Source organism: Xanthomonas sp. NCPPB 1062 (assembly GCF_041481705.2).
GTDB lineage: Bacteria > Pseudomonadota > Gammaproteobacteria > Xanthomonadales > Xanthomonadaceae > Xanthomonas > Xanthomonas euvesicatoria.
The window spans coordinates 1,610,345-1,637,344 of the sequence record NZ_CM192987.1 but is presented as its reverse complement, the minus strand read 5'-3'; the positions used below and the strand labels follow the sequence as shown (position 1 = coordinate 1,637,344).

The window sequence follows — 27,000 nt, the reverse complement described above, 5'->3', positions numbered from 1 at the left end:
GTAAAAAACCTCGCTTCGGCGGGGTTTTTTGCGTTTGGGCGATCCCCTGGGCTGGGCAGCGCGCTGCGCTGATCGACAGTGCGCTGCCGCCTGCTCGGCCATCGGGTCGGGCGCGCTACTGGCAGTCGAAGGATGCGCTCCGCTCGGCTGCGGGCATGGGGTCGCTGCGCAAGGTGCCTGTGCAGGTGCGTGCGTCATCGCTGATGCGCAGGGACACCTGCACTGCCTCACCGTACGCGCAAACCACATAGGTGCCGTGCGGGTCTGCATCATCGAAACGCCAGACCCAGTGCGCCACGCCACGCGGCTGCGCTGCTTCCGCGTTGCGCGGCACCAGTGCGGCACGCTCGCGGGGGTGGCCCGAATACACGCCAATCGACGCTAACCGCAGCGCCTGGTGCGGGTCGACGCCGAGCTGCGCGCCCACCGGCAGGTCCGGGCTCTGCAAGGTGCCATCGGTGATGTGCAACGCGGCCGGGCACTGCAATGTGGGTTCGGCCAAGGCAGGCAAGGCAAGCACCGGTGCGAGAAGCACCGTTATGCACCGCAATGATCCAACGAACGACGTCCCTGCCATGATCGCAAACCCCTTGCGTGCAACTGCACCGTACGAAGCGGCAACATTGCCGCGTTTTGAAACCAGACCGCGCTGCAGACCTGGCCACGCTGGCCTGCAGCGCGTCGCGTGGCTTACTTGCTGCCGGCCATCTGCTCAAGATAATCGGTCAGATAATGCTCGGGATTGATCTGCTCCGACACACCGGCGTCATAGCCGACGCGCGCCGGCTTCGCCGCACCTGGCAGGTACAACTCGCCACCACCTTCGTCGAGGATCAGCAGCACATACGGACGGCCTTTCAGCTGAACCGTGTAGCGGGTGTCCTTTTGCGTGGCGGCCGTCGTTGCCAGCAGGATCTTGTCGTCGATCTCGCTGTCGGCACCGGTCACCTGCATCAGCGCCTGATTCTTTTCGCGCGGGCCGTAACGCAAGGTCGACACCTTGACGCCATCGCTGGAGCTATACGCCTTGGCTTGCTTGGCCACCTCCGGACGTGCGGCCGCGGCCTGCGTCTGCGCAACGGCAGCGATGCCAAGGAGTGGAATGAGCAATGTCGTCGCACAGACGCGACGGCATGAGGATCGAAACATCATCGAAGCTTCCTTGTGTGATGAAAAACGCAGGCGGCATGCCCGCGCACGACGCCGCGCGTGGCCCTCGCGGAAAAAACAGGACCGCGCTAGCGGCAGCGACGCATGCTACCCCAACCCCTGCGAGATCGCCTGGCACCTTACCTGCGCAAGCGGCCCATCGTGCGCGCATGAGAGCCGCCCTCACGCTGCCAACCAATGGTGGATCCGGCCGTGTTGACGCCCCGCCCTAAGCTGGTCTGCAGCACCGGCGTTTTCGGTGCGTAGCGCATGGGCAAATGCCCGCATGTCGCCATCAGCCGGCGAGTGCAGCGGAAAGGCGATGCGTGTTTTTCGAGATGGCACCGACGCCAAACGAACCGCTTGCCCACCGAGAACGCGGCAAAGAGCTGCTCCGGCGTCGCTGGCTGTGTGGTGTCCAGATCGGCAAGCCCATCGACGACGCGAAATAGCGGCTTGCCGTTGTGCACCACAGACACCGCCGACGATGCTGTAACGCTCTGGACAGAAGGGCTCAGTGCCCCCCTGCTGCTGCCGCGCTCCCGGCGCCGGCACCGAACGGCGGCTTTGCCAGCCACAGGAAGAAGATGATCGCCAGGAAGGTCCATCCAAGCAGATAGAAGATGTCGTTGAAGCCCATCTGCGAAGCCTGGTGGTTGATCATGTTATTGAGCGATGCCGCGCCGCGTTGCAGGTCGCCCTGCCCCATCGCGGTCACCTGCTCCTGCATGCCGGGCGTGTACACCGAAATGTGCTCGGTAATGTGCGCGTGGTGCACCTGGGTACGGCGTGCCCACAGGTAGGTCGTCAACGACGCGGCGAAACTCCCGCCCAGCGTGCGCAGGAATGTGGCCAGGCCCGAACCCGCCGCGATCTCGCGGCCATCCAGATCCGACAACAGGATCTGCAACACCGGCATGAAGAACAATGCCACGCCTACGCCCATCACCAACTGGATCGTGGCCACATGGCCGAAGTCCACCTGCAGGTTGAAATTGGAGCGGAAGAAGCTGGTGAAGGACATGAAGATAAAGGCGATGGTCGCCAGCATGCGCAGGTCGAAGCGCAGCGCGTATTTACCCACGAATGGCGTCATCAGCACCGGCAGGATGCCGATCGGCGCAGTCGCAAGGCCGGCCCAGATCGCGGTGTAACCCATATCGCGCTGCAGCCATTGCGGGATCAGCAGGCTCACGCTGAAGAACGCGGCATATGCGACCACCATCGCCAAGGTGCCGGCGCGGAAATTGCGATGCCGGAACAGCTTGAGATCGACGATGGGATCCTTGTCGGTCAACTCCCAGATCACGAACACCACCAGCGCCACTGCCGCGATGCAGGCCAGCACCACGATCTTGTCGGAAGAGAACCAGTCCTCGTCATTGCCCAGATCCAGCACCAACTGCAGGGCGCCCACGCCAACCACCAGCAGGATCAGGCCGATGTAGTCCATGCGCGGCTTTTCGAGCTGTTCGGGGCGATGCCGCAATTGCGAACCCACGATACTGCTGGCGATCACGCCCAGCGGCACGTTGATCAGGAAGATCCATTCCCAGCTGTAGTTGTCGGTGATCCAGCCGCCGAGAATCGGCCCGGCGATCGGGGCCACCACGGTAATCATCGCCAGCAACGCCAGCGCCTGTCCGCGTTTTTCGCGCGGATAGATCGACACCAGCAGACTCTGGGTGATGGGATACATCGGGCCGGCAACGAATCCTTGCAGCGCGCGCGCCACCACCAGCATCCCCATGCTCTGCGCCAGGCCGCACAGCAGCGAGGCAATGGTGAACGCCAGCGTGGACCACACGAACAACTTGGTTTCGCCAAACCGGCGACTCAACCAACCGGTCAGCGGCAGCGCAATGGCAGTGCTGACGGCGAACGAGGTGATCACCCAGGTAGCCTGCTGCGAACTGGCGCCGAGGTTCCCGGCGATGGTCGGCAGCGAGACGTTGGCGATGGTGGTGTCCAGCACCTGCATGAACGAGGCCATGGCCAGGCCCACGGTGCACAACGCCACGCTGGCCGGGCGAAATCCGGCGGCCGGCGCCGGTGCCGCCGGGCCGCCGGGCGCGGTGGGAGCTTGCGAAGACATGGTGGCTTAGCCCGCCTTGCTGGCAGCCTGCGAGGGCAGGTTGTCCTGGATGATGCGTTGGATGTCGGCGTCGGCAGCCTTGAGCTGCTGCGCATACACGTCGGTGGAAAACACCGCGCCGTTGGCGACCTTGGTCGGCAGCACGCTGCCCTGCTGATCGTGCAGGTTCACATCGACCTTCATCGACAGGCCAATCCGCAGCGGATTGCTGGCCAGCTGCTTGGAATCCACTGCAATGCGCACCGGCACGCGCTGCACGATCTTGATCCAGTTACCGCTGGCGTTTTGCGCCGGCAACAGCGAGAAGGCGCTGCCGGTGCCCAGGCCCAGGCTCTGGATACGGCCGGTGTAGCTCACGCCGCCGCCGTACAGATCAGAATGCAGTTCCACCTCCTGGCCCAGGCGCATGTGCTTGAGCTGGGTTTCCTTGAAATTGGCTTCCACCCACACCTGCTCCAGCGGCACCACCGCCATCAACACGCTGCCCGGCTGCACGCGCTGACCCACCTGCGCCGAACGCCGTGCGACATAGCCGGACACCGGCGCCACCACGCCGGTGCGCGCATGATTCAAATACGCCTGACGCAGTTGTGCGGCGGCGGTCTGCACGTCCGGCTGGTTGGCCACCGCGCTGTCGTCCACCAACGCTCGGTTACGCTCCAAGCTCTCGCGCGAGCCGCTTACGGCCGCTTCGGCGGCGGCCAGTTCGTCGCGGGCATGCGCCAGTTCTTCGTTGGAGATCGCGCCGGTGGCGGCCAGATTCTTACGCCGTGCGAAGTCCGAGCGCGCACTGCGCAGCGTGACTTCGCGAGCGGACAACTCCGCTTGCGCACCTTCCACGGTGCGATACAGACCGCGCACCTGACGCACGGTCTTGGCCAGGTTGGCTTCGGCCTGCTGCAAGGCGACCTCGGTGTCGGCCGGATCCAGCTGCACCAGCAACTGGCCGCGCTCCACACGCATGCCGTCTTCGGCGCCGATGCTGACCACGGTACCGCCCACCATCGGGGTGATCTGCACCTGGTTGCCCTGCACATACGCATCGTCGGTGTCTTCGTGCCAACGGCCGACCAGGAAGTACCACACCACCAGACCGATGATCGCCAGGATCACCACAATGGCCACGATGCGCAGCGCAGCGCGGCGCTTGCTGGGCGCGGCCGGTGCGGGTTGAGGAGAAGTTGAAGTCGTCTGGCTCATCGTCGATGTCTCAGGAATTCGGTTGTGCGGAAGTGGGCGCGGCGTGGGCGGTGTCGCGTGCGGGTTCCGGCGTGAATCCGCCGCCCAGCGCACGCTGCAACCTCACCGAGGCCAGAAGTTGTTGCGACTGCAGCCCGGCCATGCGTTGGCGTGCGAGGAGCAACTGCTCCTGTACGCTGAGCACTTCCAGATAGCTGCCGATGCCGGCGCGGTAACGCTGCTGGGCCAGATCGAAGGCGGCCGTGGCGGTCTGCACGGCATCGTTCTGCGCCTGCGCGCGTTGCTCCAGCGAACGCACGGCGGTGACCTGGTCGGCCACTTCGCGCAGCGCAGAGATCACTTTCTGGTTGTAGTCGGCCACGGCCAGCTCGTATTGCGCGTCGCTGCCGGCCAGATTGGCGCGCAGCTTGCCGCCGTCGAAGATCGGCAGGCTCAGCGCCGGCGCGACCAGCCCGAACACCGAGCCGCTTTCCAGCAGCTTGCCGACATCCGGGTTGATCACACCGCCCAGCGCGGTGAGGTTGAGGCTGGGATAGAAGCGGGTCTTGGCGACTGCGATGTCCTTGTCGGCCGCCTCCACGCGCCAGCGTGCCGCCACCACGTCAGGCCGACGACCCAGCAGGTCGGCCGGCAGCATGCTCGGCAACTGCGTGGCGATGCCCGCGCCGAGTACGGGACGGGCGATGTCCAAACCGCGATCCGGGCCCTGCCCGACCAAGGCCGCCAGCGCGGTGCGGGCTTCGTCGATCTGCTGCTGCGCCGATTGCAGCTGCTGCTGCGCGGCCGGCACGCGCGCTTGCGCCTGGCGCACCTGCAACTCGCTGTCGATGCCGGCGCTGCGGCGTTGCCGGGTCAGCTCCAGGGTCTTCTGCGCACGGCTCAATTCGTCGTTGGCCAGGTCGTGCAGGCTCCACGCGTACGCGAGCTGTGCATAGCCTTCGGCAATCGCAGACGACAGATTCAAGCGTGCCGCCTGCGCATCCACTTCGGCCGCATGCGCCTGGTCGACCGCCGCTTCCCACGCGCTGCGCTTGCCGCCCCACAGATCGATGCCGTAGCGGAAATCCAGCACGACCTGCGCGCTGCCGCCGTAGCTGCCGCCGAGCTCTTCGCCGACCATCGATTCAGGTAGCTGCAGGCCGGTGTAGCCGCCGGACGCCGACAGGCTGGGGCCGCGCTCGGCCTGCGCAGTGCCGATACGCGCCTGCGCCTGATGCAGGCGCGCATCCGCCGCAGCGAGGCTGGGACTGTGCTGCAGGCCTTCGGCGATCAGCGCGTCCAGCTGCGCATCGCCCAGCGCGCGCCACCAATCGCTGGCCGGCCACGCGGCCGGACTCAACGTGGTTTGCTGCGCCAGGGTGCGCTCTGCATGCAGCGTGCTCGGATCCAGCACGGCGCCTTGCGGATTCAGCCCACGGCTGCTGGCGCAGGCGGCCAACGCCAATGCCAGGGCGGTGATAACGAGCGGCCGCGCCAGGCGCATCGAGCGCGGGCGCAGCATCTGGGTCGGGGAACTAGCAGCGTTCATGAGTTGAGTGCATCGCGGACACGGATAAGAAGTGAGGTAAGAAGTTCGCGCTCGGCCGCGGACAGGTCGCGCAGGCCGTGCTCGATGGCGCGTTCGCCGCGCAGGCGCAACCGCTCCCACAGCGCCACGCCTTGCTCGGTCATGACGATCTGCAGCGCGCGCCGGTCTTGCGCATGCGGCTCACGCCGCACCGCGCCCAGCGCTTCAAGCTTGTCGAGCAGGCGGGTCACCGCGCTCGGGGTCTGGTCCAGCGCCAGCGCCAGTTCGTTGGCCGTGCACGGGGAGCGCACCGCCAGGATCTTCAGGCCCACGTAGTGGCTGAAACCGAAATCGGGCAGTTCGCCCTTCATCTCGGCATCGAGCTGGCGCATCAGCGCATCGCGCACCTGACGCAGCAACAGGCCGAACGACGGTGTGGCGGAAGACGAAACATTCATGCCGCACATTTTGTTCCGAAAAATATATTTGTCAACGCAATTATCCCGCCAGGGATTAAACCGCTCGCAAGGATCGCCACCTTACGCGGCGCGTGCGCTGGCTCGGTAATACAATTCGGCCAATGAGTATCGAAAACCCGCCAACCCAGATCGATGCCCTGCCGCCAGGCGTACGCGCCAGCTTCGAAAGGGCCGATGGGCCGGTGCTGATCGCGTTCCTGGCGGAGCTGCGCGAGGTGTGGGCGCCGGAAACTGCCTGGCACGCGCATGTCCGCGGCCAGCTGATGTATGTGGAGCATGGCGTGCTCACCGTACATACCGAACAGGGTGCCCTGTCGCTGCCGCCGGGCTGCGCCGGCTGGATGCCGCCCGGGCAGCAGCACACCGTGGAGCTGGCCGGGCCGATGCGCGGGTGGGGCGTGATTGTGCGGCCGGATGCCTGCGCCGCCCTGCCTGCGCAAGGCGGGGTGATCCGGCTGACCGGGCTGGCCCGCGAGGCCATCATGCGGGCCGCCGACTGGCCACTGGATCAGCCGCTGGATGCCGCCCAGCAACGCCTGGCCGCAGTGCTGCTGGACGAGCTATGCCAGGTGCAGATCGACCACCTACACCTGCCGATGCCGGCCGACCGCCGGCTGCTGCGGATCGCCCGCCAGTTGCTCGATACGCCCGCCGACCCGCGCCCGCTCGACGCCTGGGCCGACTGGGGCGGATTGTCGCCGCGCAGCCTGAGCCGGCATTTCCGCGACGAGACCGGCCTGAGTTTTGCGCAGTGGCGGCAGCAGGCACGGCTGACCGAAGGCCTGCGGCGGCTGAGCCAGGGCCACGCGGTGGCGCAGGTTGCCGACCAGCTTGGCTACAGCAGCCCCAGCGCCTTCGTCAGCGTGTTCCATCGCCATTTCGGCGCCCCGCCCACCCGTTATCTGGCCGGCCCGCATGCGCGCGGCTTGGCATCCCCCGCCGCATCCGGATAATCGGCGCTCTTCGAGCCCGCGCCCCGGCGCGGGTTCCTCTTCACGCAGGACCTGGCTTTACATGACCGATCTGACCCGCCCCACCTTCCACGGCTTTGAACAGCTGCCGCTGCGCGAATACGCCGAACGCGCCTATCTCGACTACTCGATGTACGTGGTGCTCGACCGCGCCCTGCCGTTCCTGGGTGACGGCCTGAAGCCGGTGCAGCGCCGCATCGTCTACGCGATGAGCGAGCTGGGCCTGAACGCCGCCGCCAAGCCGAAGAAATCCGCGCGTACCGTGGGCGATGTGATTGGTAAGTACCACCCGCATGGCGACAGTGCCTGCTATGAGGCGCTGGTACTGATGGCGCAGCCGTTCTCGTACCGTTATCCGCTGATCGAAGGCCAGGGCAACTTCGGCTCCACCGACGACCCCAAGTCGTTTGCAGCGATGCGCTACACCGAGTCCAAGCTGACCCCGATCGCCGAAGTGCTGCTGGGCGAGCTTGGCCAGGGCACCACCGATTGGGCGCCCAACTTCGACGGCACCCTGGAAGAGCCCACCTGGTTGCCGGCACGCCTGCCGCACCTGCTGCTCAACGGCACCACCGGCATTGCCGTCGGCATGGCCACCGACGTGCCGCCGCACAACCTCAACGAGATCGTCAGCGCGCTGCTGCGGCTACTCGATGATCCCGATGCCAGCGTCGCCGACCTGTGCGAGCACGTGCTGGGCCCGGATTACCCGACCACCGCCGAGATCATCACCCCGGCTGCGGACCTGCGGAACATCTACGAAACCGGTCACGGCAGCGTACGCGCGCGCGCCACCTACAAGAAAGAGCACGCCAACATCGTCATCGACGCGCTGCCCTACCAGGTCTCCCCGTCCAAGGTGATCGAGCAGATCGCCCAGCAGATGCGCGCCAAGAAGCTGCCATGGCTGGAAGACATCCGCGACGAGTCCGACCACACCAGCCCGGTGCGGGTGGTGCTGGTGCCGCGCTCCAATCGCGTCGATGCCGAACAGCTGATGGGCCACCTGTTCGTCACCACCGATCTTGAGCGCAGCTACCGCGTCAACCTCAACGTGATCGGTCTGGATGGCCGCCCGCAGGTCAAGAACCTCAAGCACCTGCTGAGCGAATGGCTGAGCTTCCGCAGCGATACGGTGACCCGCCGCCTCAACCATCGCCTGCAGAAGGTCGAGCGTCGCCTGCACCTGTTGGAAGGCTTGTTGATCGCCTTCCTCAACCTGGACGAAGTGATCCGCATCGTCCGCAGCGAAGACGAACCCAAGCCGGTGCTGATCTCGCGCTTCGCGCTGAGCGAAGAACAGGCCGAATACATTCTGGAAACCAAGCTGCGCCAACTGGCGCGCCTGGAGGAAATGAAGATCCGCGGCGAACAGGAAGCACTCGCCAAGGAACGCGCGCAGCTCATGGCGATCCTGGAAAGCAAGACCAAGCTGAAGAAGCTGATCAAGGACGAACTGACTGCCGATGCCAAGAAGTTCGGCGATGCGCGGCGTTCGCCGCTGGTGCAGCGTGGCGCCGCGCAGGCCATCGACGAAACCGAAATGGTGGCCAGCGAACCGATGACCGTGGTGCTATCAGAGAAGGGCTGGGTGCGGGCAGCCAAGGGCCACGAGGTGGATCCTGCGGGCATGTCCTACCGCGAAGGCGATGGCCTGCTGGCGGCAGTGCGCAGCCGCAGCACGCATCAGGTGGCGTTCCTGGATTCGGATGGCCGCGCCTATTCCACCGCCGTGCACACCCTGCCCTCGGCGCGTGGCAATGGCGAACCGTTGACCGGACGTTTCTCGCCGGCCTCGGGCGCGGCGTTCCAGGTCATGGCCAGCGCCGACAACGCCACCCGCTTCGTGCTGGCATCCTCGCACGGCTACGGCTTCGTCACCCGTTTCGAAAACCTCACCGGCCGCAACAAGGCCGGCAAGGCAATGCTCAATCTCACCACCGGCTCGCATGTGCTGACGCCGGCCCAAGTAAGCAACCCGCAAACCGACCGCATCGTCGCCGTGACCAGTGCCGGCAATCTGCTGGCGGTGCCGGCCACCGACGTGCCCGAGCTGGACAAGGGCAAAGGCAACAAGATCATCGAGATCCCCAAGGCCAAGCTCGGCACCGAACGCGTGGTGGCCGTGGTGGCGGTCGCACCAGGCAACACGCTGCTGGTGCGCAGCGGCGCACGCACCATGAGCCTGTCGTTCAAGGACCTGGATACGTATGTGGGTGCGCGTGCGAGCCGTGGATCGTTGTTGCCACGTGGGTGGCAGAAGGTGGACGGGTTGGAGGTGCAGTAGGAGACGGCAATTCACTCGCCCGGCGCGCAGCGGCGCGGTGGGGACTGCGGTCGCCTCAGGCTGCTGGGGCGCGGCAGAAGGTGGACGGGTTGGAGGTGCAGTAGGAGACGGCAATTCAGTCGCCCGGCGCGCAGCGGCGCGGTGGGGACTGCGGTCGCCTCAGGCTGCTGGGGCGCGGCAGAAGGTGGACGGGTTGGAGGTGCAGTAGGAGACGGCAATTCACTCGTCCGGCGCGCAGCGGCGCGGTGGGGACTACGGTCGCCTCAGGCTGCTGGGGCGGCCCAACACGCGCAGGAGTCTGCCCTGGCGGAGGAATTTATCCTCCTTCAACGCGCCACGCCTCCGCTGCAGGACGTTGCCCCCCCTACTGCTCCCGTGCAACGCAACCAGGCGTCCGCACACCTGGGGCATTGCAGGCAATAAAACTGCTGATGCACTGGCATCAAGTATTCTCATCCAGGCGCAAAGATGCAGTCGCAAACGCACAGCCAACGCCGCGCACCGCTTCAGAACGCGCCACGCCCCACGCTCACATGACCACAGTGGGGACAGCCACTGACAAGGCAACGCATGGACACGAATTTCTGGTTGGAACGTTGGCAGCTGGGACACACCGGCTTTCATCAGCAAGAGGTGTTGCCGCTGCTGCAAAAGCACTGGCACGCACTGGATCTGCCGAAGGAAGCGCGCGTGCTGGTGCCACTGTGCGGCAAGACGCTGGATATGCATTGGCTGGCGGCGCAAGGCCATCGCGTGCTTGGCGTGGAGCTGTCCCCGCTGGCGGTGACGCAGTTCTTCGATGAGGCGGGCCTTCAACCGCAGCGTCACAGCAGCGCTGCTGGCGAGCATTTCATCGCCGGCCCGATCGAGATCATCTGCGGCGATGCATTCGCGCTGGACGCCAGCGCGCTGGCCGACTGCACGGCCGTCTACGACCGCGCCGCACTGGTCGCGCTACCGGCCGAACTGCGCCAGCATTACCTGCAAACGGTCTACGCGCCGTTGCCCACACACTGCCGCGGTCTGCTGATCACCCTGGAATATCCGCAGGCTGAAAAGGCCGGCCCGCCGTTCTCGGTGGACGCAACGCACGTGCATGCACTTTTCGATGCCGCCTGGCAGTTAGACCAGCTGGAACACCGCGACATCCTCGATCAGGAACCACGCTTCCGCGATGAGGGCGTCACCGGGTTATCGACGGCTGTCTATCGCCTGCAACGCCGCTGAAACGGCCGTCGGGCGCTGCACGCCCATCACGTGGCAATTGCATGTCTGCATGCGGCAAGCGTGGGTGGCGGATCAGAACAGCGCGGCATTGCGCCATGCGGTCGTTCTGCAGCAAAACGCGACAAAACGGAATCCTGCAGCCAGCTGCAGGAGTGGCAGGCAGGCCGCACAGAGCATAGTGGGAATGGCTAGGCACGCGTATTCCATGCCGAGCCGGTTCACGCTGCGTCAGCCATCCAAGCGACTGCGCAGCGGCGTTGCCGGCTCAACCGGCGACGTGACCCTTGTCGATCTTGGAGGTCTGATACAACTCCAGTCCAATGCGCTTGATCAGGCCAAGCTGCTGCTCCAGCCACCACGCATGATCTTCTTCGGTGTCCTGCAGCTGCTTGAGCAGCACATCGCGGCTGACATAGTCGCCATGTTCTTCGCACAGCTTCATGCCGGCAGCGAGCGCAGCGCGCACTTCGTACTCGACCACCAGGTCGCGTTCCAGCATTTCGACCACGGTCTTGCCCGGGGTGAATTCGGCCGGGCGCATGTCCGGATCGCCTTCCAGGAACAGGATGCGCCGCAGCAGCGCGTCGGCGTGCTCGGTCTCCTCTTCCATTTCATGGTTGATGCGCTCGTACAGCGCCATCAGACCCTGATCCTCGTACCGGCGCGAATGCAGGAAATATTGATCGCGCGCCGCCAATTCGCCGCGCAGCAGCTGCTTGAGGTAATCGACGACTTCGGGATGGCCTTTCATGGTGTGCTCCAGCGACGCAATGCGCGCATGGTGCCCTAAGCCGCCCGGCAATGATCTAATCGGAATCACTTTCAGTTGCGCTTGCGGCCGGACCCGCCACGGTCATGTCCGCCGGCCACACTTCACCGGGGTCCAAGGAACCGACAATGCGTAAATGGCTGGGCCGGCTGCTGCTGGGAATCGTGTTGCTGGTCCTGGCGGCCAGCCTGGGGCTGTATCTGTTGATGCGCGGCAGCCTGCCGCAGTTGGACGGCGACAGCGCGCTCAGCGGCCTGGCTGCGCCGGTCAGCGTGCAGCGCGACCGGCTGGGCGTGGTCACCATCGATGCAGCAAACCAGCTCGATGCGATGCGCGCGCTCGGCTACGTGCATGCGCAGGAACGCTATTTCGAGATGGATCTGATGCGCCGCGCACCGGCCGGCGAGTTGTCCGAGCTGTTTGGCGCCAAGGCCGTGGACCTGGACAAGCGCAACCGCGTGCATCGCCTGCGTGCCCGCGTGCAGGCCAGCCTGGACATCGCCACCGGCAGCCAGCACGCTGCATTGCAAGCATATACCGATGGCGTCAACGCAGGACTGGCGGCACTGCGCGTACGGCCCTGGCCCTATCTGCTGCTGCGCCAGACACCGCGCGCATGGACGCTGGACGACTCCATCCTCACCGGCCTTGCGATGTACGCGGACCTGCAGGACAGCGATAACCAGACCGAGCTGGCCGCCGCGCGCATCCGTGCCGTGGTGCCGCCTGCGCTGGCGGCACTGCTCGACCACCAGGGCTCCAGTTGGGACGCGCCGTTGTTCGGGGAGCCGCAGGGCGATGCCAGCTTGCCGGATGCGACCACGCTGGATCTACGGCGTCTACCGCATCGGCCTGCCGCGCCCCACGCGGAAACGCCGACACCGGGCAGCAACAACTTCGCGGTAGACGGCAGCCTCACCGCCGACGGCCGCGCCATCGTTGCCGACGACATGCACCTGGGCCTGCGCGCGCCCAATATCTGGTTCCGCGCACGCCTGCGCTATGCAGACAGCAATGCGCCCGAGGGCAAGGTGGATGTCACCGGATTCACCCTGCCGGGTTTGCCGGCGGTGGTCGTGGGCAGCAATGGGCACGTGGCTTGGGCATTTACCAACAGCTATATCGACACCGCGGATTTCGCGCGCATTCCTGCACCCACGCCGGGTCACCCGCAAGCACTGACCAGGCATGTGGAAACCATCCGCGTGGCGGGCGCAGCGCCGGTGCAGTTCGAGGTCCGCGAAGCGGCGTGGGGACCGCTGCTGCACGTCAACGCCGACGGCAGCGCGCTGGCATTGCGCTGGGTGGCGCAGTTGCCCGGTGCGATCCGGTTGGACTTCGCGCAGATGAGCACGGCGGGCGATCTGCAGGCGGCGTTCGCGGTGGCCGACCGCTCCGGCATTCCGGCGCAGAACCTGCTGCTTGCCGATCGCAGCGGGCGCATCGCCTGGCGGCTGATCGGCGCGCGCCCCGCCCGCAATGCCGGGTGCGGCCCGAGCGGGATTGCCGAACTGGCGACATCGACGCCCGTCCCTGAGGCAGCATCCGGCGCACCTGCAGAACCGGCTGCAGCGCCGATGTCGGGCACCTGCCTGCCATGGTCGCTGCGCAGCGATGCTGCGCCTGCGTTGATCGATCCACCGTCGCACCGGCTCTGGACCGCCAACAACCGTATCGTCGATGCGCAGCAACTGGCCACGCTTGGCAACGCAGGTTACGACCTTGGCGCGCGTGCCCAGCAGATTCGCGATGATCTTTTCGCAAAGCAGCGCTTCAACGAACGCGATCTGCTCGCCATCCAGCTCGACGATCGCGCCGTGCTGCTTACGCGATGGTGGCAACTGCTGCGTAGCGTGGTCGAGCACAGCAAGGACCCGGCACTGCAACAGATTGCACATGCCACGCGCGACTGGGACGGGCACGCATCGACTGGCTCGGCCAGCTATCGCATCGTGCGCGAATTCCGCAACAAGACCATCGAAGCGGTGGAAGCCGGCCTATTGGCCCCGGCAAAAGCCGCACTTGGCGAGGAGTTCCTGCCGCCGCGTCGCGCGCAACTGGAGGGCGTCGTTTGGCCGTTGCTGCAACAGCGCCCGGCCCACCTGTTACCGCCCACCGCCGCAAGCTGGGACCAGTTGCTCGACGATGCTGCGCGCAGTGCGCAGTCAGAGGTGATTGCAGAAGACGCACAAAGCGAACCGCGCGGCCAGCACACCTGGGGCCAGCGCAACACCGCTGCCATCTGCCACCCCATCGCGCGTGCCCTGCCCGCCCTGGCCAAGCGCTGGCTCTGCATGCCGCCCGATCAACTGCCGGGCGACCGCGACATGCCACGTGTGCAAGGCCCGGGCTTTGGCGCCTCCGAGCGCATGGTGGTTTCGCCCGGCCACGAGCAGGACGGCATCGTGCACATGCCCGGCGGCCAGAGCGGCCACCCGCTCTCGCCGTTCTGGGGCGCAGGGCACGACGATTGGGTGCATGGCAGACCCACACCATTCTTGCCCACTGCCACGCGGTACACGCTGCAATTGCATCCGCAGTAACAGCGGGCGGCAACGCGGCTGCGCAGCGTGCAGCGAAGCAGGACGAAGACGTCAACAGCATCGCCGCTTCAGGCGCCTCTCCCCTCGGGAGAGGGGGTGGGGTGAGGGTACGGCCATCACGCACGATTGGAAGAGTGCGTGATGTGACCCTGCGTGCGCGCCCATGAGGCTTCGCACGTACCCTCATCCGCCCTTCGGGCACCTTCTCACCCGTGCAGCAGGACAATATTCCGGCAGGAGAGGGGAAGCTGCGCACTCATGCCTCCATTTCAGGGCTCCGCATCTTCGCGTCGCATGTCTGCATCCGCACAGGTGCGCGCGCATCTGCCACCAAACAGGGCGCCCCACACCCGGCCACCTCCGTGATCAAGCAAACACATCATGCTAAGATGCATTTGATAACCATTCCCATTAGTGACCAATGCGCCCCACGCTTCTTGTCACCGCGCTCGCCGCTGCGCTCGCTCTGCACACCCTGCCCGCCTTCGCTCAACACACCACCACGCCAGCCGTGACCGAGCTGGATGGCGTGGATGTCATCGGCCGTGCGCAGACGCTCTACAAGTCCGAAGACGCAGCTGTTGCCACGCGCACCGATACCCCGCTGGCACTGGTGCCGCAGTCGGTGCAGGTGCTGCCGCGCGAGTTGATCGACGACCAGGCTGCGCGGCAGATCACCGATCTGTATCGCAGCATCAGTGGCATCAGCTTCTTCAGCTATGCCGGTGTGACCTTGCGCGGCTTCCGCCAGGAAAACGTGCTGTACGACGGCCTGCGTGGCGACCCGTATGCCGGGTTCTCGGTGCCGCAACTGTTCAACATCGAGCGTGTGGAAGTGCTCAAGGGTCCAGCCGGTGCGCTGTACGGCGGTGGCGAACCCGGGGGTGTGATCAACTATGTCACGCGCAAACCCGCTCATCAGGCGGCCCGACGCATCGAGCTGCAGCTGGGCAATCAATCCTTCGGTGCAGCCTCGTTCGAGGCCACCGGCCCTGCGCGCGCAGATGGCCGCATCCGGTACCGCATCGGCGCCTATGCCGATGGCGAAGACGGATTTCGTTGGAATACCGACAGCCAGAGCCAGATCGGCGATGCGTCGGTGGCCTTCGATCTGGGCGATACCGGCGAGCTCACCCTGCAATACACCGACATCACCCAAAACCTGGGCGGCAACCGCTTGCGCGGCGTGCCGGTCGATAACGCCGGCAACTTCCTCACCGACCGGCGCTGGAACCACAACGAACCCACAGATTTCCTGGACATGCGCGCCAAGGTGGCGCTTGCGCAATATCGGTTTGCGCCGTCCAGCGCGTGGGAGGTGGACATGGCGCTGCGCTGGTTCAAGAACCAGGAGCATCAGATCTATCACGAGCCAATGGGGTTGATCGACCGCGATCGCGACGGTACCGCCGAGTGGATGACCCGGCAGCTGCGCAATCAATACCGCGACAACGATGCGATCTCCAGCAACGTCAACGCGATATTCCGCACCAGTACCGGGGCAATCGACCACACGTTGCTGATGGGCGCGGACTACTACCGCCTGGACGCGGATTTCCGCGCGCAAACCGCCAACACCGCCGACACCGGACGCGTACGTGGCCCGGTGCCCGGCATCGATTTGTTCAACCCGGTGTACGGCCGCAGCGGCTTCTACGACTACGGCTTGGATGCCCTGCCCTGGCGCGCCACCAGCACGCGCAGTCAACGCTACGGTGCATATCTGCAGGACGAACTCACGCTGACGCCGCGCTGGTATGCAATGGCCGGGCTACGCTGGGACGGCTTCAAGGACGACGACCTGCTGACTGGTTCGCGCGTCACCGGCAACGATCGCAGTTGGCGCGTCGGCAGCACCGTCGTGTTGCGCGACGGCATCAATGCCTACGCAAGCTATGCCAGCGGCTTCCTGCCGCAGGACGCGGCCAACCAGGACAGCAGCGTGGGCGGCCCGTTCGCACCGGAACGCAGCACCCAATGGGAAGTGGGCCTGAAGACTGCGCTCAACGATGGCGGGCTCACCCTCAACACGGCGCTGTATCGCATCGAGCGTAGCAACATCGTGCAGGCGAACGGGCGCGTCGTCGACGGCGTCAATCAACTCTCCGCGCTTGGCTTGGTGCGCAGCGAAGGGCTGGAAGTCGACCTGCTGGCCGACCTGACCGAACGTTGGGTGCTCAATCTCACTTATGCCTACAACGATGCACGCGTGCTCGATGCCGGCACCAACGGCATCACCAATGCCTCTGGCGATCGCTTCGCCAATGCACCGCGCAACACTTTTGGCTTGTGGACACGCTACGACCTGCCCGCCTGGCGCTCGGCGATCGCCTTCGGTGCCGACTACGTGGGCGAACGCGTCAGCCTGGATGGGCAACGCGTCAAACCGTACGCCATCTACGACATCAGCTGGCAGACGCAATGGAACGCGTGGAAGCTGCAGATCAACGTCAAGAACCTGTTCGACAAGGTGTATGCAGTGAGCGGTTTCAATACGCGCGCCGGGCACTTCCCCGGCGAGCCGCGTCGCCTTTACGCGCAGCTGGCTTACAGCTTCTGACCAGCGCGCAGCGGATCGGTGGCGCGCCGCCGGCCCGCTGCGACGGCAACGCAAATAGCGCAGCGTGCCTGCGTTCGCCACCCGCTCAAGACACGTGTCTCTCCTGTTTGGAACGACAAACCGCGTCTGGCTCGGTGTGCAAGTTACATGCGCAAAACACCTGGAAACGGCCGCAGCCGTCGCTTGAAGGCGCCAAGACGTTCGACGCAAGACGAATCGCACGCTGACGACACAGCGTGCGCAATGTGATGCAGGTCAGCCAAGCCGACCGTGCGGTGTGTTCAAGGCAGCCTCGACTGCGGCAACGTAATGAACCTGCGCCGAATCGCGCGGCTGCGCATGGGCTGGAACTTAACGTTCGGTGGGACACACTAGAGCCCGTCGCGAATGTGGAGTCTTGCTCCGCACATCGCCCTCCTTCCCCCACTGACCGGAATCCGCATGCCTTTGCTTGCCCGCTCCGTTTCCGCCCTGTTGCCACTGATGTTTGCGACTGCCTGCACGGCAGCGCCGCCAGCCAAATCCGGCCCGCCGGATGCGCCCGTGGCCGCATGCACTGCCAAGGTACGTCCTGGCCAGGACCTGCAGAAAGCCATCGACAAACTGCCGCAAAGCGACAAGCCCACGGTACTTTGCCTGGAAAAGGGCGAGTTCCCGCTCAACGGCTTGGTGTCGATCCATCGCGGCAACTTCACCTTGCGCGGCCAGGGCCCCAGCACCATCGTGCGCATGGCCGACGGCGTGCAGCAGCCGGTGCTGGTGGTTGGCGATTACGAAAACCAGCAGCCCACCGGTGTGATCCGCAACGTCAGCATCGAAGACATGCAGATCGTAGCGAGCACAGGCGACAAGGAGTTCATGCCCGAGCGCCCCTACCTGAGCAACAGCGCGGTGGTGGTGCGGTCCGGGCAAGGCATCCGGCTTGCAGGCCTGCAGGTCAACAAGTGCCGCAGCGCGTGCCTGCTGAGCGAGTACGACACCCGCGAGATCACCATCGAAAACAACGATGTGTCCGGCGCAATCTGGGACGGCGTCTCGTTCAACCGCACCGCCAAGGTCACGATGGTCAACAACTACATCCACGACAACGTGGCCGCCGGCTTGACCACCGAACACCTGGAAGACAGCGAGATCCGCAACAACCGTTTCGAGCGCAACGGCAGCCAGGGCATCTATCTCTCCGATGCGCGGCGCAATCGCTTCAGCAACAATCAATTCGACGGCAACAAGGTGGCCGGCGTGTTTCTGGCCTGCGCGATTCGTTATCGCACCCCGGAAATTTTGTGCTGGGACAACAGCATGAGCCAGGACAACGTGTTCGAGAACAACCGTTTCGCCAACACGCCATTTACCTACACCATCGGCGTGGACCGCGCGGCCAACTGCACGTCGGCCGACTTCAAGCCGAACCTATGGCGCAACAACCAGGCCGACATGGCCGGTGTGGATATCGATCCGCAGCGCTATGGGTACTGCGTGCGTCACGAGCAATAAGACGCGCCGATCAACACAGCGGCCGGCCGTGCAGCGATGCATGCCGGCCGCTGCAGTGACTGCAGCCTTACGAAGCCAGCGCCTGCGCGTGCACCCCGGCAATCGCGCGGCCCGATGGGTCGGCCATCGCGGCAAAACTTGCATCCCAGGCAATCGCCGTTGGCGACGAACAGGCAATCGACTTGCCGCCCGGCACGGTTTCCGCCGCCGCCTGACCGGGGAAAAACTGCTCGAACAAGCTGCGGTAGAAATACGCCTCCTTGGTCTGCGGCGGATTGACCGGGTAGCGCCGGTCGGCGGCGGCGAGTTCGCGGTCGCTCACCTGCGCCTGTGCATGCGCCTTCAGCCCGTCGATCCAGCCGTAGCCCACGCCGTCGCTGAACTGCTCTTTCTGACGCCACAGGATCGATTCGGGCAGATAGCCGGCAAATGCCTCGCGCAGTACGCCCTTCTCCATGCGCGCTGCCCCACCGCTGGTCTTGTCGATCATCTTGAACCTGGCATCCATGCGCATCGCCACATCCAGGAATTCGCGGTCCAGGAACGGCACGCGTGGCTCTACGCCCCAGGCCATCATCGACTTGTTCGCGCGCAGGCAATCGTAGTTGTTGAGCGCGTCGAGCTTGCGGACCAGCTCTTCGTGGAATTCGCGCGCGTTCGGCGCCTTATGGAAATACAGGTAGCCGCCGAAGATCTCGTCGCTGCCTTCGCCGGAAAGCACCATCTTGACGCCCATTGCCTTGATCCGCCGCGCCAGCAAGAACATCGGCGTGGAGGCGCGAATGGTGGTGACGTCATAGGTTTCGATGTGGCGAATGACGTCGGGCAATGCATCCAGGCCTTCGTCGAAGGTGTATTCGAAGCCGTGATGCACGGTGCCGAGCGCCGCGGCGGCCACTTCGGCGGCGGCCAGATCCGGCGAGCCTTTCAAGCCGATCGCGAACGAGTGCAGGCGCGGCCACCAGGCTTCGGTGGTGTCGTTTTCTTCGATGCGGTGACGGGCATAGCGCGCGGCAACGGCCGCAACCAGCGAAGAATCCAGTCCACCGGACAGCAGCACACCGTACGGCACATCGGTCATGAGCTGACGGTGCACGGCGCGCTCGAATGCTTCGCGCAATTCCTGCAGTTGCACCTGTACACCTTCCACCGCGTCATAGTGGCGCCAGGCGCGCTCGTAGTAACGGCTCAGTGCGCCGGTGGCGCTGTCGTACCAATGGCCCGGCGGAAACTGCGCTGCATCGGCGCAGTCGTCCACCAGCGATTTCAGTTCCGAGGCCACACGCAAACGGCCTTCGCGGTCGTGTCCCCAGTACAGCGGCACCACGCCGATCGGGTCGCGCGCGATGATGACGCGCCCTTCCGTCTTGTCCCACAGCGCGAATGCAAAGATGCCGTTGAGGCGGTTGAGATAGGAGGCCGGCGTATCTTCGCGATACAGCGCATTGATCACCTCGCAATCGGAGCCGGTCTGGAATGCGTACGGCTGCAGCAGCTCCGCCTTGAGTTCGCGGTGGTTGTAGATCTCGCCATTGACCGCCAAGGCGAGCTGCCCGTCATCGGAGAGCAACGGTTGCGAGCCTCCGGCCGGATCGACGATGGCCAGGCGCTCGTGCACCAGGATGGCACCGGTATCTACGTAGACGCCGCTCCAGTCGGGCCCGCGATGACGCTGCCGCTGCGAACATTCCAGCGCCTGCCGGCGCAGCGCCTGCAGGTCGTCACCGGGTTGCAGGCCGAAAATACCGAAGATGGAACACATGGAAACACTCCTGAAGAACTGCGGGGGGTGGCGGCCGGGTGAGAGCGTGCTGCATGGATTGACGCCCATAAAAAAACCCGCATCGGCCGATGCGGGTTTTTCTGGTTCCTGGGCGCTTGGTGGACGTCGCCTAGTCGCAGATCCGCATCGGCCGCGCACGATTATTCGCGCGCAGATTGCTGCGGTTGGCGTTATTGAGGTTGGCGAGGCGAAGGACCATGTCGGCGACGCTAACGGTTCGGTGGTACCGGCGCAACTGTTTCAGTGGCAACGACGGCGTCTGCGTGGCCCGCTCACTCGACCAGCAGGCGCTCGATCAACGTGCGGTACAGCGCCGGTAGCGCCTGCAGGTCGGCGACGCGCACATGCTCGTCGACCTGGTGGATGCTGGCATTGACCGGGCCCACTTCGATGCATTGCGCACCCAGTGGCGCAATGAACCGCGCATCGGAGGTGCCGCCCCCGGTGCTTTCTTCCGGCGGCGCACCGGCGAACTCCCCCAGGACCTCACGCGCGACGCTGCGCAACCGCCCTTCCGGGGTATAGAACGGCTCGCCGCTGCGGTGCCAGCGCAGCGTGTAGTCCAGCGCATGCCGATCGAGCAGCGCGGTGATTTCGGCTTCCAGGCGCGGCGCGTCCCAGTGTGGCGTATAGCGCAGATTGAAGGCCACCTGCAGCTCGCCAGGAATCACGTTATTGGCGCCGGTGCCGGCGTGGATGTTGGAAAGTTGCAGGCTGGTGGGCGGAAAGCTTTCGAAGCCGTCGTCCCATTGCCGCGCCACCAGTTCGGCCAGCGCAGGCGCTGCCAGATGGATGGGGTTGCGCGCCTTGTGCGGATACGCCACATGCCCCTGCACACCCTTCACGGTCAACGTGCCGGACAGGCTGCCGCGACGGCCCACGCGCAACAGATCGCCCAGGCGCTCGGTGGACGACGGTTCGCCGGTGATGCACCAGTCGATCGTTTGCCCGCGTTCGCGAAACACCTCGGCAACCCGGCGCACGCCATCGATGGCATCGCCCTCTTCGTCCGAGGTCAACAGCACCGCCAGCGTGCCGGAGTGCGTTGGGTGTGCAGCGACGAATTGCTCTGCGGCGACCACGAAGGCGGCCACGCTGCCTTTCATGTCCGCTGCACCACGCCCATACAACACGCCGTCGCGGATCTGCGGATCGAACGGGTCGCTGGTCCACGCCTCGCGCGGGCCCGGCGGCACCACATCGGTATGCCCGAGCAATACCAGCACCGGCGCACCGCTGCCATGGGTTGCCCACAGATTCTCGACCTCGCCCAGGCGCAAGTGCTCGCAGCCGAAGCCGGCTGCGCGCAGGCGCTGCGCAATTGCGGCCTGGCAACCGGCATCCGCCGGCGTTACCGAGGCACGTGCAATGAGGTCACAGGTCAACTCCAGCACATCGCTCATGAAACGTCACCGCAGTAGGGCCGCAGCGCGGCGTTGATGGAGGGATCGTGTCTGCATCGATCGGCGTGGCTTGAACGCACTTGCAGTGGTGGAAGCTAACCGGTTTGCAGGCAGTCGTCGCGTCATTGCCGGCGCGAGGTCGAACGGCTTGCCCGGCCGATGAGCGCGCGATCAACATGCGAGACATCACGTATCACGACGATATCGGTAACACCGTCCGCAGCACCATCGAAAACCGCAGTCGCTTAGCCAACGCCGAATAGCTTCTTGAAGCCGTTGTCGGAAAAGCCCTGATGCAGCGCGCCCTCGTCGGTGATGACAAGCGGCCGCCGGATCAGCTGCGGGTACTCGCGCAGCAACAGCTTCCATTCGGCCGCACTGCCCGCCGCCTTGCGGTTGTCCGGCAACTGCCGCCAGGTGGTCGAAGACTTGTTGATCAACACATCGAATCCACCGACCTGCTGCGCCCACGCCGCCAGAGTCTCCGGCTCCGGCTTGTGATCGCGATAGTCGACAAACGTATACGCCACACCAAAACGATCCAGCCACTTGGCGGCTTTCTTGCAGGTATCGCAGTTTTTGAGTCCGTAGAGCGTGGTCATGCGAAATATCCCAAAAAGCGGTGTGCAGAGCCCCTTACTTCTCGAAAGGGGGTGCGATAAAACTGCGTGCAACGCGACCGACAGGCGATCTCACAAGCGCGCTTGGACGCGCGTGTCATCGCAGCGGCCGAGAGTGCCAAAGGCACACCCTCGACCGGCGCTGCGCGTCATCTGTTGCCGCTGCGAAGCGGATTAATCCGCCAAACCACGCAACAGTTCGTTGACGCTGGTCTTGCTGCGCGTCTTGGCGTCCACCTGCTTGACGATCACCGCGCAATACAGCGAGTGCGAGCCGTCCTTGGAGGGCAGCTGCCCGGACACCACCACGCTGTACGGCGGCACATAGCCATAGGAAATCTCGCCGGTAGCGCGGTTGTAGATGCGTGTGCTCTGGCCGATGAACACGCCCATGCCGATCACGCTGTGGTGCCCGATGACCACGCCTTCCACCACTTCCGAGCGTGCGCCGATAAAGCAGTGATCTTCGATGATGGTGGGGCTGGCCTGCAGCGGTTCGAGCACGCCGCCGATGCCGGCGCCGCCGGACAAATGGCAGTGCTTGCCGATCTGCGCGCACGACCCCACGGTGGCCCAGGTATCGACCATGGTGCCTTCACCGACATAGGCGCCGATGTTGGTGAAACTCGGCATCAGCACCACGTCCTTGCCGAAGTAACTGCCGCGACGCGCCACCGCACCCGGCACCACGCGCACGCCGGCCTTGCGGAATTCGGCTTCATGGAAGCCGGCAAAGCGCGATTCCACCTTGTCCCAGAACGGCGCCGGCTGCGCTTCGATCACCGCCATCTCGTTGACGCGGAAATACAGCAGCACCGCTTTTTTCAGCCACTCGTTGACGGTCCAGCCGCCCTGCCCGTCCGGCTCGGCGACGCGAAACTGCCCGCTTTCCAGTCCGTCGATCACGCGATTGACAATGGCACGGGTGGAACCGTCGATCTCGTCCATGGTCAGCGTGGCGCGCCGTTCGAATGCGCTTTCGATGCCCAGTTTGAGTTCGTCGCTGCCGACCTGCGTTGCGGCGCTGTGCACGGCCTGCTCTGCAATCGGCAGCTTCTTTGCCGCCGCAGCCTTCTTTGCGGCCGGTGCAGCAACCACCTTGGTCGGCTGCTTGGCCACGCGCGGTGCAGCGGACGTCGCGGACTTGCCGCCAGTCTTCCTTGCAGCGGTTTTCGGGCTTGCCGCATCAGATGCAGCAGCCTTTTTGCCGACAGCGCCAGCTGCCGCGCCCTGCTTGCCGACGCCAACACCTGGCTTGGAAGCGGCAACAGCCGGCACCTTGGCGGCCTTGGCCGTTGCACTCGCGCGCTTGGACGCTGCGGTGGGGGTGGTCGCGCTCTGCTTGCGCGCGGTCTTCTTGCTGGTGGCCATGGGGGTCTCCGGAGTTGCTAGCTAGACAGGGTCAAGGCAGGCGCACAGCGCATCGCGCAAGGCCTGCCGGGCGGATTCGGACAACGGGCGGTCATGCTCGTCGGTGATCTGGAACTGGTCTTCGGCACGCTCGCCGAAGGTGGCGATACGCGCGTCGTGCACGCGCAGGTGCTGCATGCGCAACACGTGCGCGACATCGGCGAGCAGGCCGGGGCGGTCGGGTGCGACCAGACTGATGCGGGTGCGGCGGCCGCCGGCGCTTTCGCTGAATTCCACCCGCGGTGCGAAGCGGAAATGGCGCAACTGGCGCGGCACTGCGCGGCGCGCCGGGCGCACCTTGTGCAGATCGCCTGCCAACACCTGACGCAGCGTTGCCGCCAGCCGCTGCGGGTCGCCGTCGGCATAGGTCTCCTGCGGCAACACTTCGAACACGTCGAAGATTGCATCGTGTGGCGCATCCAGCACACGTGCGCGATGGATGCCGTAGCCCTTGCGATCGAGCGTGGCCACGATGGCCGCAAACAGCCCATCGCGGTCCGGCGAATACACGAACACTTCCAGTGCGTCGTTGTCCGGCACCGCGCGACGCGCCTTGACCAGGGTCTGGCCGATCTCCACTTCGATCAGCGAGGCCGCCTGCCAAGCCAATTGCTCGGGACGGAAGCGCAGGAAATTCTCGTCCGGCATGCCGGCGAACTGCCGGTCGATGGTGACGTCATCGTGCCCCTGCGCCTGCATCAAGGTACGCGCCGATTCGCGCGCTTCGCGTAGCCGTTCCTCACGCGGCGGCGGGTGTTCCAGGCCTTCGCGCAACGCGCGACGCGCGGCGAAATACAGATCCGCCAACAGCCGGTCTTTCCAGGCGTTCCACAGCTTGGGACTGGTGCCGGCAATATCGGCGCAGGTGAGCAGGTACAAATAGTCCAGACGCTCACGTGTGCCCACCAACGTCGCAAAACGGTGAATTACCTCCGGGTCGGAAATGTCCTGCTTCTGCGCGGTGACCGACATGCGCAAGTGCTGCTCCACCAGCCAGGTCACCAGCTCGGTATCGCCTTCGCTCAAGCGATGCGCCAGGCAGAACGCGCGCGCATCCACCGCGCCCAGTTCCGAATGATCGCCGCCGCGGCCCTTGGCGATGTCGTGGAACAGGCCCGCCAGCAACAGCAGTTCCGGCTTGCGCAGACGCGGCCAGACTTCATGGGCGATGGAGAAACGCTCGTCGGCACGGCCGGCGGCAAACAGCGCGATGTTCCGCAGCACCATCAAGGTGTGCTGGTCCACCGTATAGACATGGAACAGGTCGAACTGCATGCGCCCGGAAACGCTGGCGAATGCCGGAATCCACTGGCCCAGCACGCCCAGCCGCGCCATGCGATTGAGCGTTTCCACCGCACGCGGGCCGCGCAGCAACGCCATGAAGCGTTCCCGGGCCGTTGCATCGGCAATGTCGTACGCCGGCAGATCGCGCAGGACCTCGGCCAGCGCGCGCGCGGTCAGCGAATGCAGTCCGCGCACCTCGCGATGCGCGGCCCATTGCGCAAACAGCGCGAACACCTGCAGCACATCGCCGTCCGGCCAGCTCTCGGCGTCGGCAGCCAGATAGCCGCGGCGCAGGCTGAAGCCGCCGCCCAGCGGCTCCGGCGTCGCTTCGCCATCGAACTGTTCTTCGAAGCGCTGCAACAAGCGGTCGCTGATGCGGCGGATCAGTGCAGCGCTGCGATAAAAGCGCTGCATCATTTTTTCCACGCCCAGGCTTTCCGGGTCGTCGGCGAACCCCAACCGTTCGGCCAGGGTCTTTTGGTAATCGAACCGCAGGCGCTCTTCCGGCCGGTTGGCCACGATGTGCAGGCCGAAACGCAGACGGGCAAGTTCTTCGCGCTCGCGACGCAACGCGGCGGCCTCGTCGAAGCCGACATGGCCCAGCCCGACCAAGGCCTCCAGGTCCTTGACCCCGAACGCGCGCAAGGCCATCCAGCCCAGCGTCTGCAGATCGCGCAGACCGCCGGGGCCGTCCTTGATATCCGGCTCGAGATTATCGGCGGTGTCGCCGAAGCGCTGATGGCGCGCCAGCAATTCCTCGCGCTTGGCCTGGAAGAAATCGCGCGGCGGCCACACCTGCGGCGGCGCGATCGCCGTGGCCAGCGCAGCACGCGCCTGGCCGTCGGCCACCAGTGCGCGCGATTCGATCAAGGCAGTGAGCACGGTCTGGTCCGCCGCCGCAGCGGTGCACTGCGCTGGCGAGCGCACCGCGTGACTGATCGGCAGGCCCACATCCCACAGCAGCGCGAACAAGCGTGCCAGGGCCTGCTCGTGCTGCTGTTGCGCGGCGGTGTCGCCCAGCACCAGCACATCCACGTCCGAGCGCGGAAACAATTCGCCGCGCCCATAGCCGCCGACCGCATGCAGCGACAAACCGCTGTCGGCCGGAATACAGCGCATCCAGGCATTGCGCATCAATTGGTCGACCGCGCGTGCGCGCAGCGCGACCAGACGCTCGATCGGCTCGCCCTGATCGAAGCGTTTGCACAGGCGCATGTCCGCATGCACCAGCAGCGGACGGGCCTGCGCGGCCCAGTCCGCGTCGCCGGCGACGCCCGGGTCGGGTCGCTCCGCCGGCGTGTCGGTCATACCGGCGCGGGCGAATTGGCCGACAGCGTCAACACATCCACGCCGTCTTCGGTCACCGCAACCATGTGCTCCCACTGCGCAGACAACTTGCGGTCCTTGGTGACCACGGTCCAGCCGTCCGGCAGCGTCTTATGGTGATAGGTGCCTTCGTTGATCATCGGCTCGATGGTGAAGGTCATGCCCGGCTTGAGCACCAGCCCTTCGCCCGGACGGCCGTAATGCATGACCTGCGGCTCGTCGTGATACACCTTGCCGATGCCGTGGCCGCAGTAATCGCGTACCACGCTGAAGCGCTCGGCTTCGGCGAACTTCTGGATGGCATGGCCCACATCGCCCAGCGTGGCGCCCGGCTTGACCGCCCGGATGCCGCGCCACATCGCTTCATATGTCGTTTCGACCAAGCGCTTGGCCATCACCGACGGGGTGCCGACGTAGTACATGCGGCTGGTGTCGCCGTGCCAGCCGTCCTTGATGACGGTGACGTCGATATTGACGATGTCGCCATCCTTCAACACCTTGGCTGCACTCGGGATGCCGTGACAGATCACGTTGTTGACCGAGGTACACACGCTCTTGGGGAAGCCGCGATAGCCGACATTGGCGGGGATGGTGCCCTGCACGTTGACGATGTGGTCATGGCAGATGCGGTCCAGCTCGGCAGTGGTCACGCCCGGCTTCACGTGCGGCGCCACCACATCGAGCACCTCGGCGGCCAAGCGGCCGGCGACACGCATCAGTTCGATTTCTTCTTTGGTTTTCAGATTGACGCTCATGGCCACGATTATCGCCGATCCGGGCTGAATCTGAACGACCAGCGCACGCGCTTTTTTGCGGACGCAACGACTGGCCTCAAGCGGACCGCACAGCGGAAAACCGGCGCAGCCGCCTATTCATGCGTGACCCCGTGCACA

20 protein-coding genes are annotated in these 27,000 nt (G+C 65.3%); 6 read left to right on the top strand and 14 right to left on the bottom strand.

Going from position 1 to position 27,000, the window contains the following annotated elements:
- Positions 1-115: 115 nt before the first annotated feature.
- The 7 genes from ACCQ16_RS07155 to ACCQ16_RS07125 all read right to left on the bottom strand — a co-directional run bounded on the left by ACCQ16_RS07155 (position 116) and on the right by ACCQ16_RS07125 (position 6,409).
- Complete coding sequence (locus ACCQ16_RS07155; protein ID WP_306460197.1) at positions 116-535, bottom strand: STY0301 family protein; 420 nt, start codon at positions 533-535, stop codon at positions 116-118.
- A 155-nt stretch (positions 536-690) separates the two neighbouring features.
- Positions 691-1,152 (bottom strand): hypothetical protein, encoded by a 462-nt coding sequence (locus ACCQ16_RS07150; protein WP_277572879.1) that lies wholly within the window; start codon positions 1,150-1,152, stop codon positions 691-693.
- Between the two features lie 137 nt (positions 1,153-1,289).
- Positions 1,290-1,628, bottom strand: a complete 339-nt coding sequence (locus ACCQ16_RS07145; protein WP_080721077.1) for a serine hydrolase — start codon at positions 1,626-1,628, stop codon at positions 1,290-1,292.
- 35 nt (positions 1,629-1,663) lie between these two features.
- Complete coding sequence (locus ACCQ16_RS07140; RefSeq protein ID WP_014089768.1) at positions 1,664-3,244, bottom strand: DHA2 family efflux MFS transporter permease subunit; 1,581 nt, start codon at positions 3,242-3,244, stop codon at positions 1,664-1,666.
- A 6-nt stretch (positions 3,245-3,250) separates the two neighbouring features.
- A complete protein-coding gene (locus ACCQ16_RS07135; protein ID WP_071118078.1) occupies positions 3,251-4,444 on the bottom strand; it encodes an HlyD family secretion protein in 1,194 nt (397 codons plus the stop codon).
- Between the two features lie 10 nt (positions 4,445-4,454).
- Positions 4,455-5,945 carry an AdeC/AdeK/OprM family multidrug efflux complex outer membrane factor gene (locus tag ACCQ16_RS07130; protein WP_277572939.1) on the bottom strand — a complete coding sequence of 497 codons (1,491 nt, stop codon included), beginning with the start codon at positions 5,943-5,945 and terminating at the stop codon, positions 4,455-4,457.
- Between the two features lie 23 nt (positions 5,946-5,968).
- Positions 5,969-6,409 carry a MarR family winged helix-turn-helix transcriptional regulator gene (locus tag ACCQ16_RS07125; RefSeq protein WP_014089765.1) on the bottom strand — a complete coding sequence of 147 codons (441 nt, stop codon included), beginning with the start codon at positions 6,407-6,409 and terminating at the stop codon, positions 5,969-5,971.
- A gap of 122 nt (positions 6,410-6,531) precedes the next feature.
- Between ACCQ16_RS07125 and ACCQ16_RS07120 the strand changes: the two genes are divergently transcribed.
- From ACCQ16_RS07120 to ACCQ16_RS07110, 3 genes are all read left to right on the top strand, one after another.
- Complete coding sequence (locus tag ACCQ16_RS07120) at positions 6,532-7,383, top strand: AraC family transcriptional regulator (protein WP_031421870.1); 852 nt, start codon at positions 6,532-6,534, stop codon at positions 7,381-7,383.
- A gap of 61 nt (positions 7,384-7,444) precedes the next feature.
- Complete coding sequence (gene parC / locus ACCQ16_RS07115) at positions 7,445-9,688, top strand: DNA topoisomerase IV subunit A (RefSeq protein WP_127165958.1); 2,244 nt, start codon at positions 7,445-7,447, stop codon at positions 9,686-9,688.
- A 570-nt stretch (positions 9,689-10,258) separates the two neighbouring features.
- Complete coding sequence (locus tag ACCQ16_RS07110; protein ID WP_065628714.1) at positions 10,259-10,915, top strand: thiopurine S-methyltransferase; 657 nt, start codon at positions 10,259-10,261, stop codon at positions 10,913-10,915.
- Positions 10,916-11,180: 265 nt separating this feature from the next.
- On the opposite strand, the gene bfr is transcribed toward ACCQ16_RS07110, so the two are convergent.
- Complete coding sequence (gene bfr / locus ACCQ16_RS07105) at positions 11,181-11,666, bottom strand: bacterioferritin (protein WP_003485327.1); 486 nt, start codon at positions 11,664-11,666, stop codon at positions 11,181-11,183.
- A gap of 146 nt (positions 11,667-11,812) precedes the next feature.
- On the opposite strand from bfr, the gene ACCQ16_RS07100 reads away from it, so the two are divergent.
- The 3 genes from ACCQ16_RS07100 to hpaM all read left to right on the top strand — a co-directional run bounded on the left by ACCQ16_RS07100 (position 11,813) and on the right by hpaM (position 18,281).
- A complete protein-coding gene (locus ACCQ16_RS07100) occupies positions 11,813-14,227 on the top strand; it encodes a penicillin acylase family protein (RefSeq protein ID WP_218489345.1) in 2,415 nt (804 codons plus the stop codon).
- A gap of 421 nt (positions 14,228-14,648) precedes the next feature.
- Positions 14,649-16,787, top strand: a complete 2,139-nt coding sequence (locus ACCQ16_RS07095; RefSeq protein ID WP_277572878.1) for a TonB-dependent siderophore receptor — start codon at positions 14,649-14,651, stop codon at positions 16,785-16,787.
- Between the two features lie 441 nt (positions 16,788-17,228).
- Positions 17,229-18,281, top strand: coding sequence for a type III secretion-associated outer membrane-bound protein HpaM (hpaM, locus tag ACCQ16_RS07090; RefSeq protein ID WP_031421864.1), 1,053 nt, complete (start codon positions 17,229-17,231; stop codon positions 18,279-18,281).
- A gap of 67 nt (positions 18,282-18,348) precedes the next feature.
- On the opposite strand, the gene asnB is transcribed toward hpaM, so the two are convergent.
- The 6 genes from asnB to map form a co-directional block, all read right to left on the bottom strand.
- Positions 18,349-20,043 (bottom strand): asparagine synthase B, encoded by a 1,695-nt coding sequence (gene asnB, locus ACCQ16_RS07085; protein WP_011346904.1) that lies wholly within the window; start codon positions 20,041-20,043, stop codon positions 18,349-18,351.
- Between the two features lie 293 nt (positions 20,044-20,336).
- On the bottom strand, positions 20,337-21,467 hold the full coding sequence (gene dapE / locus ACCQ16_RS07080) for a succinyl-diaminopimelate desuccinylase (protein ID WP_011346903.1): 1,131 nt from the start codon (positions 21,465-21,467) through the stop codon (positions 20,337-20,339).
- Between the two features lie 245 nt (positions 21,468-21,712).
- Positions 21,713-22,069 carry an arsenate reductase gene (locus ACCQ16_RS07075; protein ID WP_065628509.1) on the bottom strand — a complete coding sequence of 119 codons (357 nt, stop codon included), beginning with the start codon at positions 22,067-22,069 and terminating at the stop codon, positions 21,713-21,715.
- Positions 22,070-22,261: 192 nt separating this feature from the next.
- Positions 22,262-23,458, bottom strand: coding sequence for a 2,3,4,5-tetrahydropyridine-2,6-dicarboxylate N-succinyltransferase (gene dapD, locus ACCQ16_RS07070; protein WP_057680905.1), 1,197 nt, complete (start codon positions 23,456-23,458; stop codon positions 22,262-22,264).
- Positions 23,459-23,479: 21 nt separating this feature from the next.
- Positions 23,480-26,089, bottom strand: a complete 2,610-nt coding sequence (locus ACCQ16_RS07065) for a [protein-PII] uridylyltransferase (protein WP_008576698.1) — start codon at positions 26,087-26,089, stop codon at positions 23,480-23,482.
- On the bottom strand, positions 26,086-26,862 hold the full coding sequence (gene map / locus ACCQ16_RS07060; protein WP_008576697.1) for a type I methionyl aminopeptidase: 777 nt from the start codon (positions 26,860-26,862) through the stop codon (positions 26,086-26,088). The genes ACCQ16_RS07065 and map overlap by 4 nt, the downstream gene beginning before the upstream one ends.
- Positions 26,863-27,000 lie beyond the last annotated feature (138 nt).

Bases quoted from the DNA above. Each gene is read 5' to 3' on its own strand.
- ACCQ16_RS07120 (WP_031421870.1), top strand. From the start codon at position 6,532: ATGAGTATCGAAAACCCGCCAACCCAGATCGATGCCCTGCCGCCAGGC.
- ACCQ16_RS07150 (WP_277572879.1), bottom strand. From the start codon at position 1,152: ATGATGTTTCGATCCTCATGCCGTCGCGTCTGTGCGACGACATTGCTC.
- dapE (WP_011346903.1), bottom strand. From the start codon at position 21,467: ATGAGCGATGTGCTGGAGTTGACCTGTGACCTCATTGCACGTGCCTCG.
- ACCQ16_RS07140 (WP_014089768.1), bottom strand. From the start codon at position 3,244: ATGTCTTCGCAAGCTCCCACCGCGCCCGGCGGCCCGGCGGCACCGGCG.
- ACCQ16_RS07100 (WP_218489345.1), top strand. From the start codon at position 11,813: ATGCGTAAATGGCTGGGCCGGCTGCTGCTGGGAATCGTGTTGCTGGTC.
- hpaM (WP_031421864.1), top strand. From the start codon at position 17,229: ATGCCTTTGCTTGCCCGCTCCGTTTCCGCCCTGTTGCCACTGATGTTT.
- dapD (WP_057680905.1), bottom strand. From the start codon at position 23,458: ATGGCCACCAGCAAGAAGACCGCGCGCAAGCAGAGCGCGACCACCCCC.
- bfr (WP_003485327.1), bottom strand. From the start codon at position 11,666: ATGAAAGGCCATCCCGAAGTCGTCGATTACCTCAAGCAGCTGCTGCGC.
- ACCQ16_RS07135 (WP_071118078.1), bottom strand. From the start codon at position 4,444: ATGAGCCAGACGACTTCAACTTCTCCTCAACCCGCACCGGCCGCGCCC.
- parC (WP_127165958.1), top strand. From the start codon at position 7,445: ATGACCGATCTGACCCGCCCCACCTTCCACGGCTTTGAACAGCTGCCG.
- ACCQ16_RS07065 (WP_008576698.1), bottom strand. From the start codon at position 26,089: ATGACCGACACGCCGGCGGAGCGACCCGACCCGGGCGTCGCCGGCGAC.
- ACCQ16_RS07125 (WP_014089765.1), bottom strand. From the start codon at position 6,409: ATGAATGTTTCGTCTTCCGCCACACCGTCGTTCGGCCTGTTGCTGCGT.
- asnB (WP_011346904.1), bottom strand. From the start codon at position 20,043: ATGTGTTCCATCTTCGGTATTTTCGGCCTGCAACCCGGTGACGACCTG.
- ACCQ16_RS07130 (WP_277572939.1), bottom strand. From the start codon at position 5,945: ATGCTGCGCCCGCGCTCGATGCGCCTGGCGCGGCCGCTCGTTATCACC.
- ACCQ16_RS07110 (WP_065628714.1), top strand. From the start codon at position 10,259: ATGGACACGAATTTCTGGTTGGAACGTTGGCAGCTGGGACACACCGGC.
- ACCQ16_RS07075 (WP_065628509.1), bottom strand. From the start codon at position 22,069: ATGACCACGCTCTACGGACTCAAAAACTGCGATACCTGCAAGAAAGCC.
- map (WP_008576697.1), bottom strand. From the start codon at position 26,862: ATGAGCGTCAATCTGAAAACCAAAGAAGAAATCGAACTGATGCGTGTC.
- ACCQ16_RS07095 (WP_277572878.1), top strand. From the start codon at position 14,649: ATGCGCCCCACGCTTCTTGTCACCGCGCTCGCCGCTGCGCTCGCTCTG.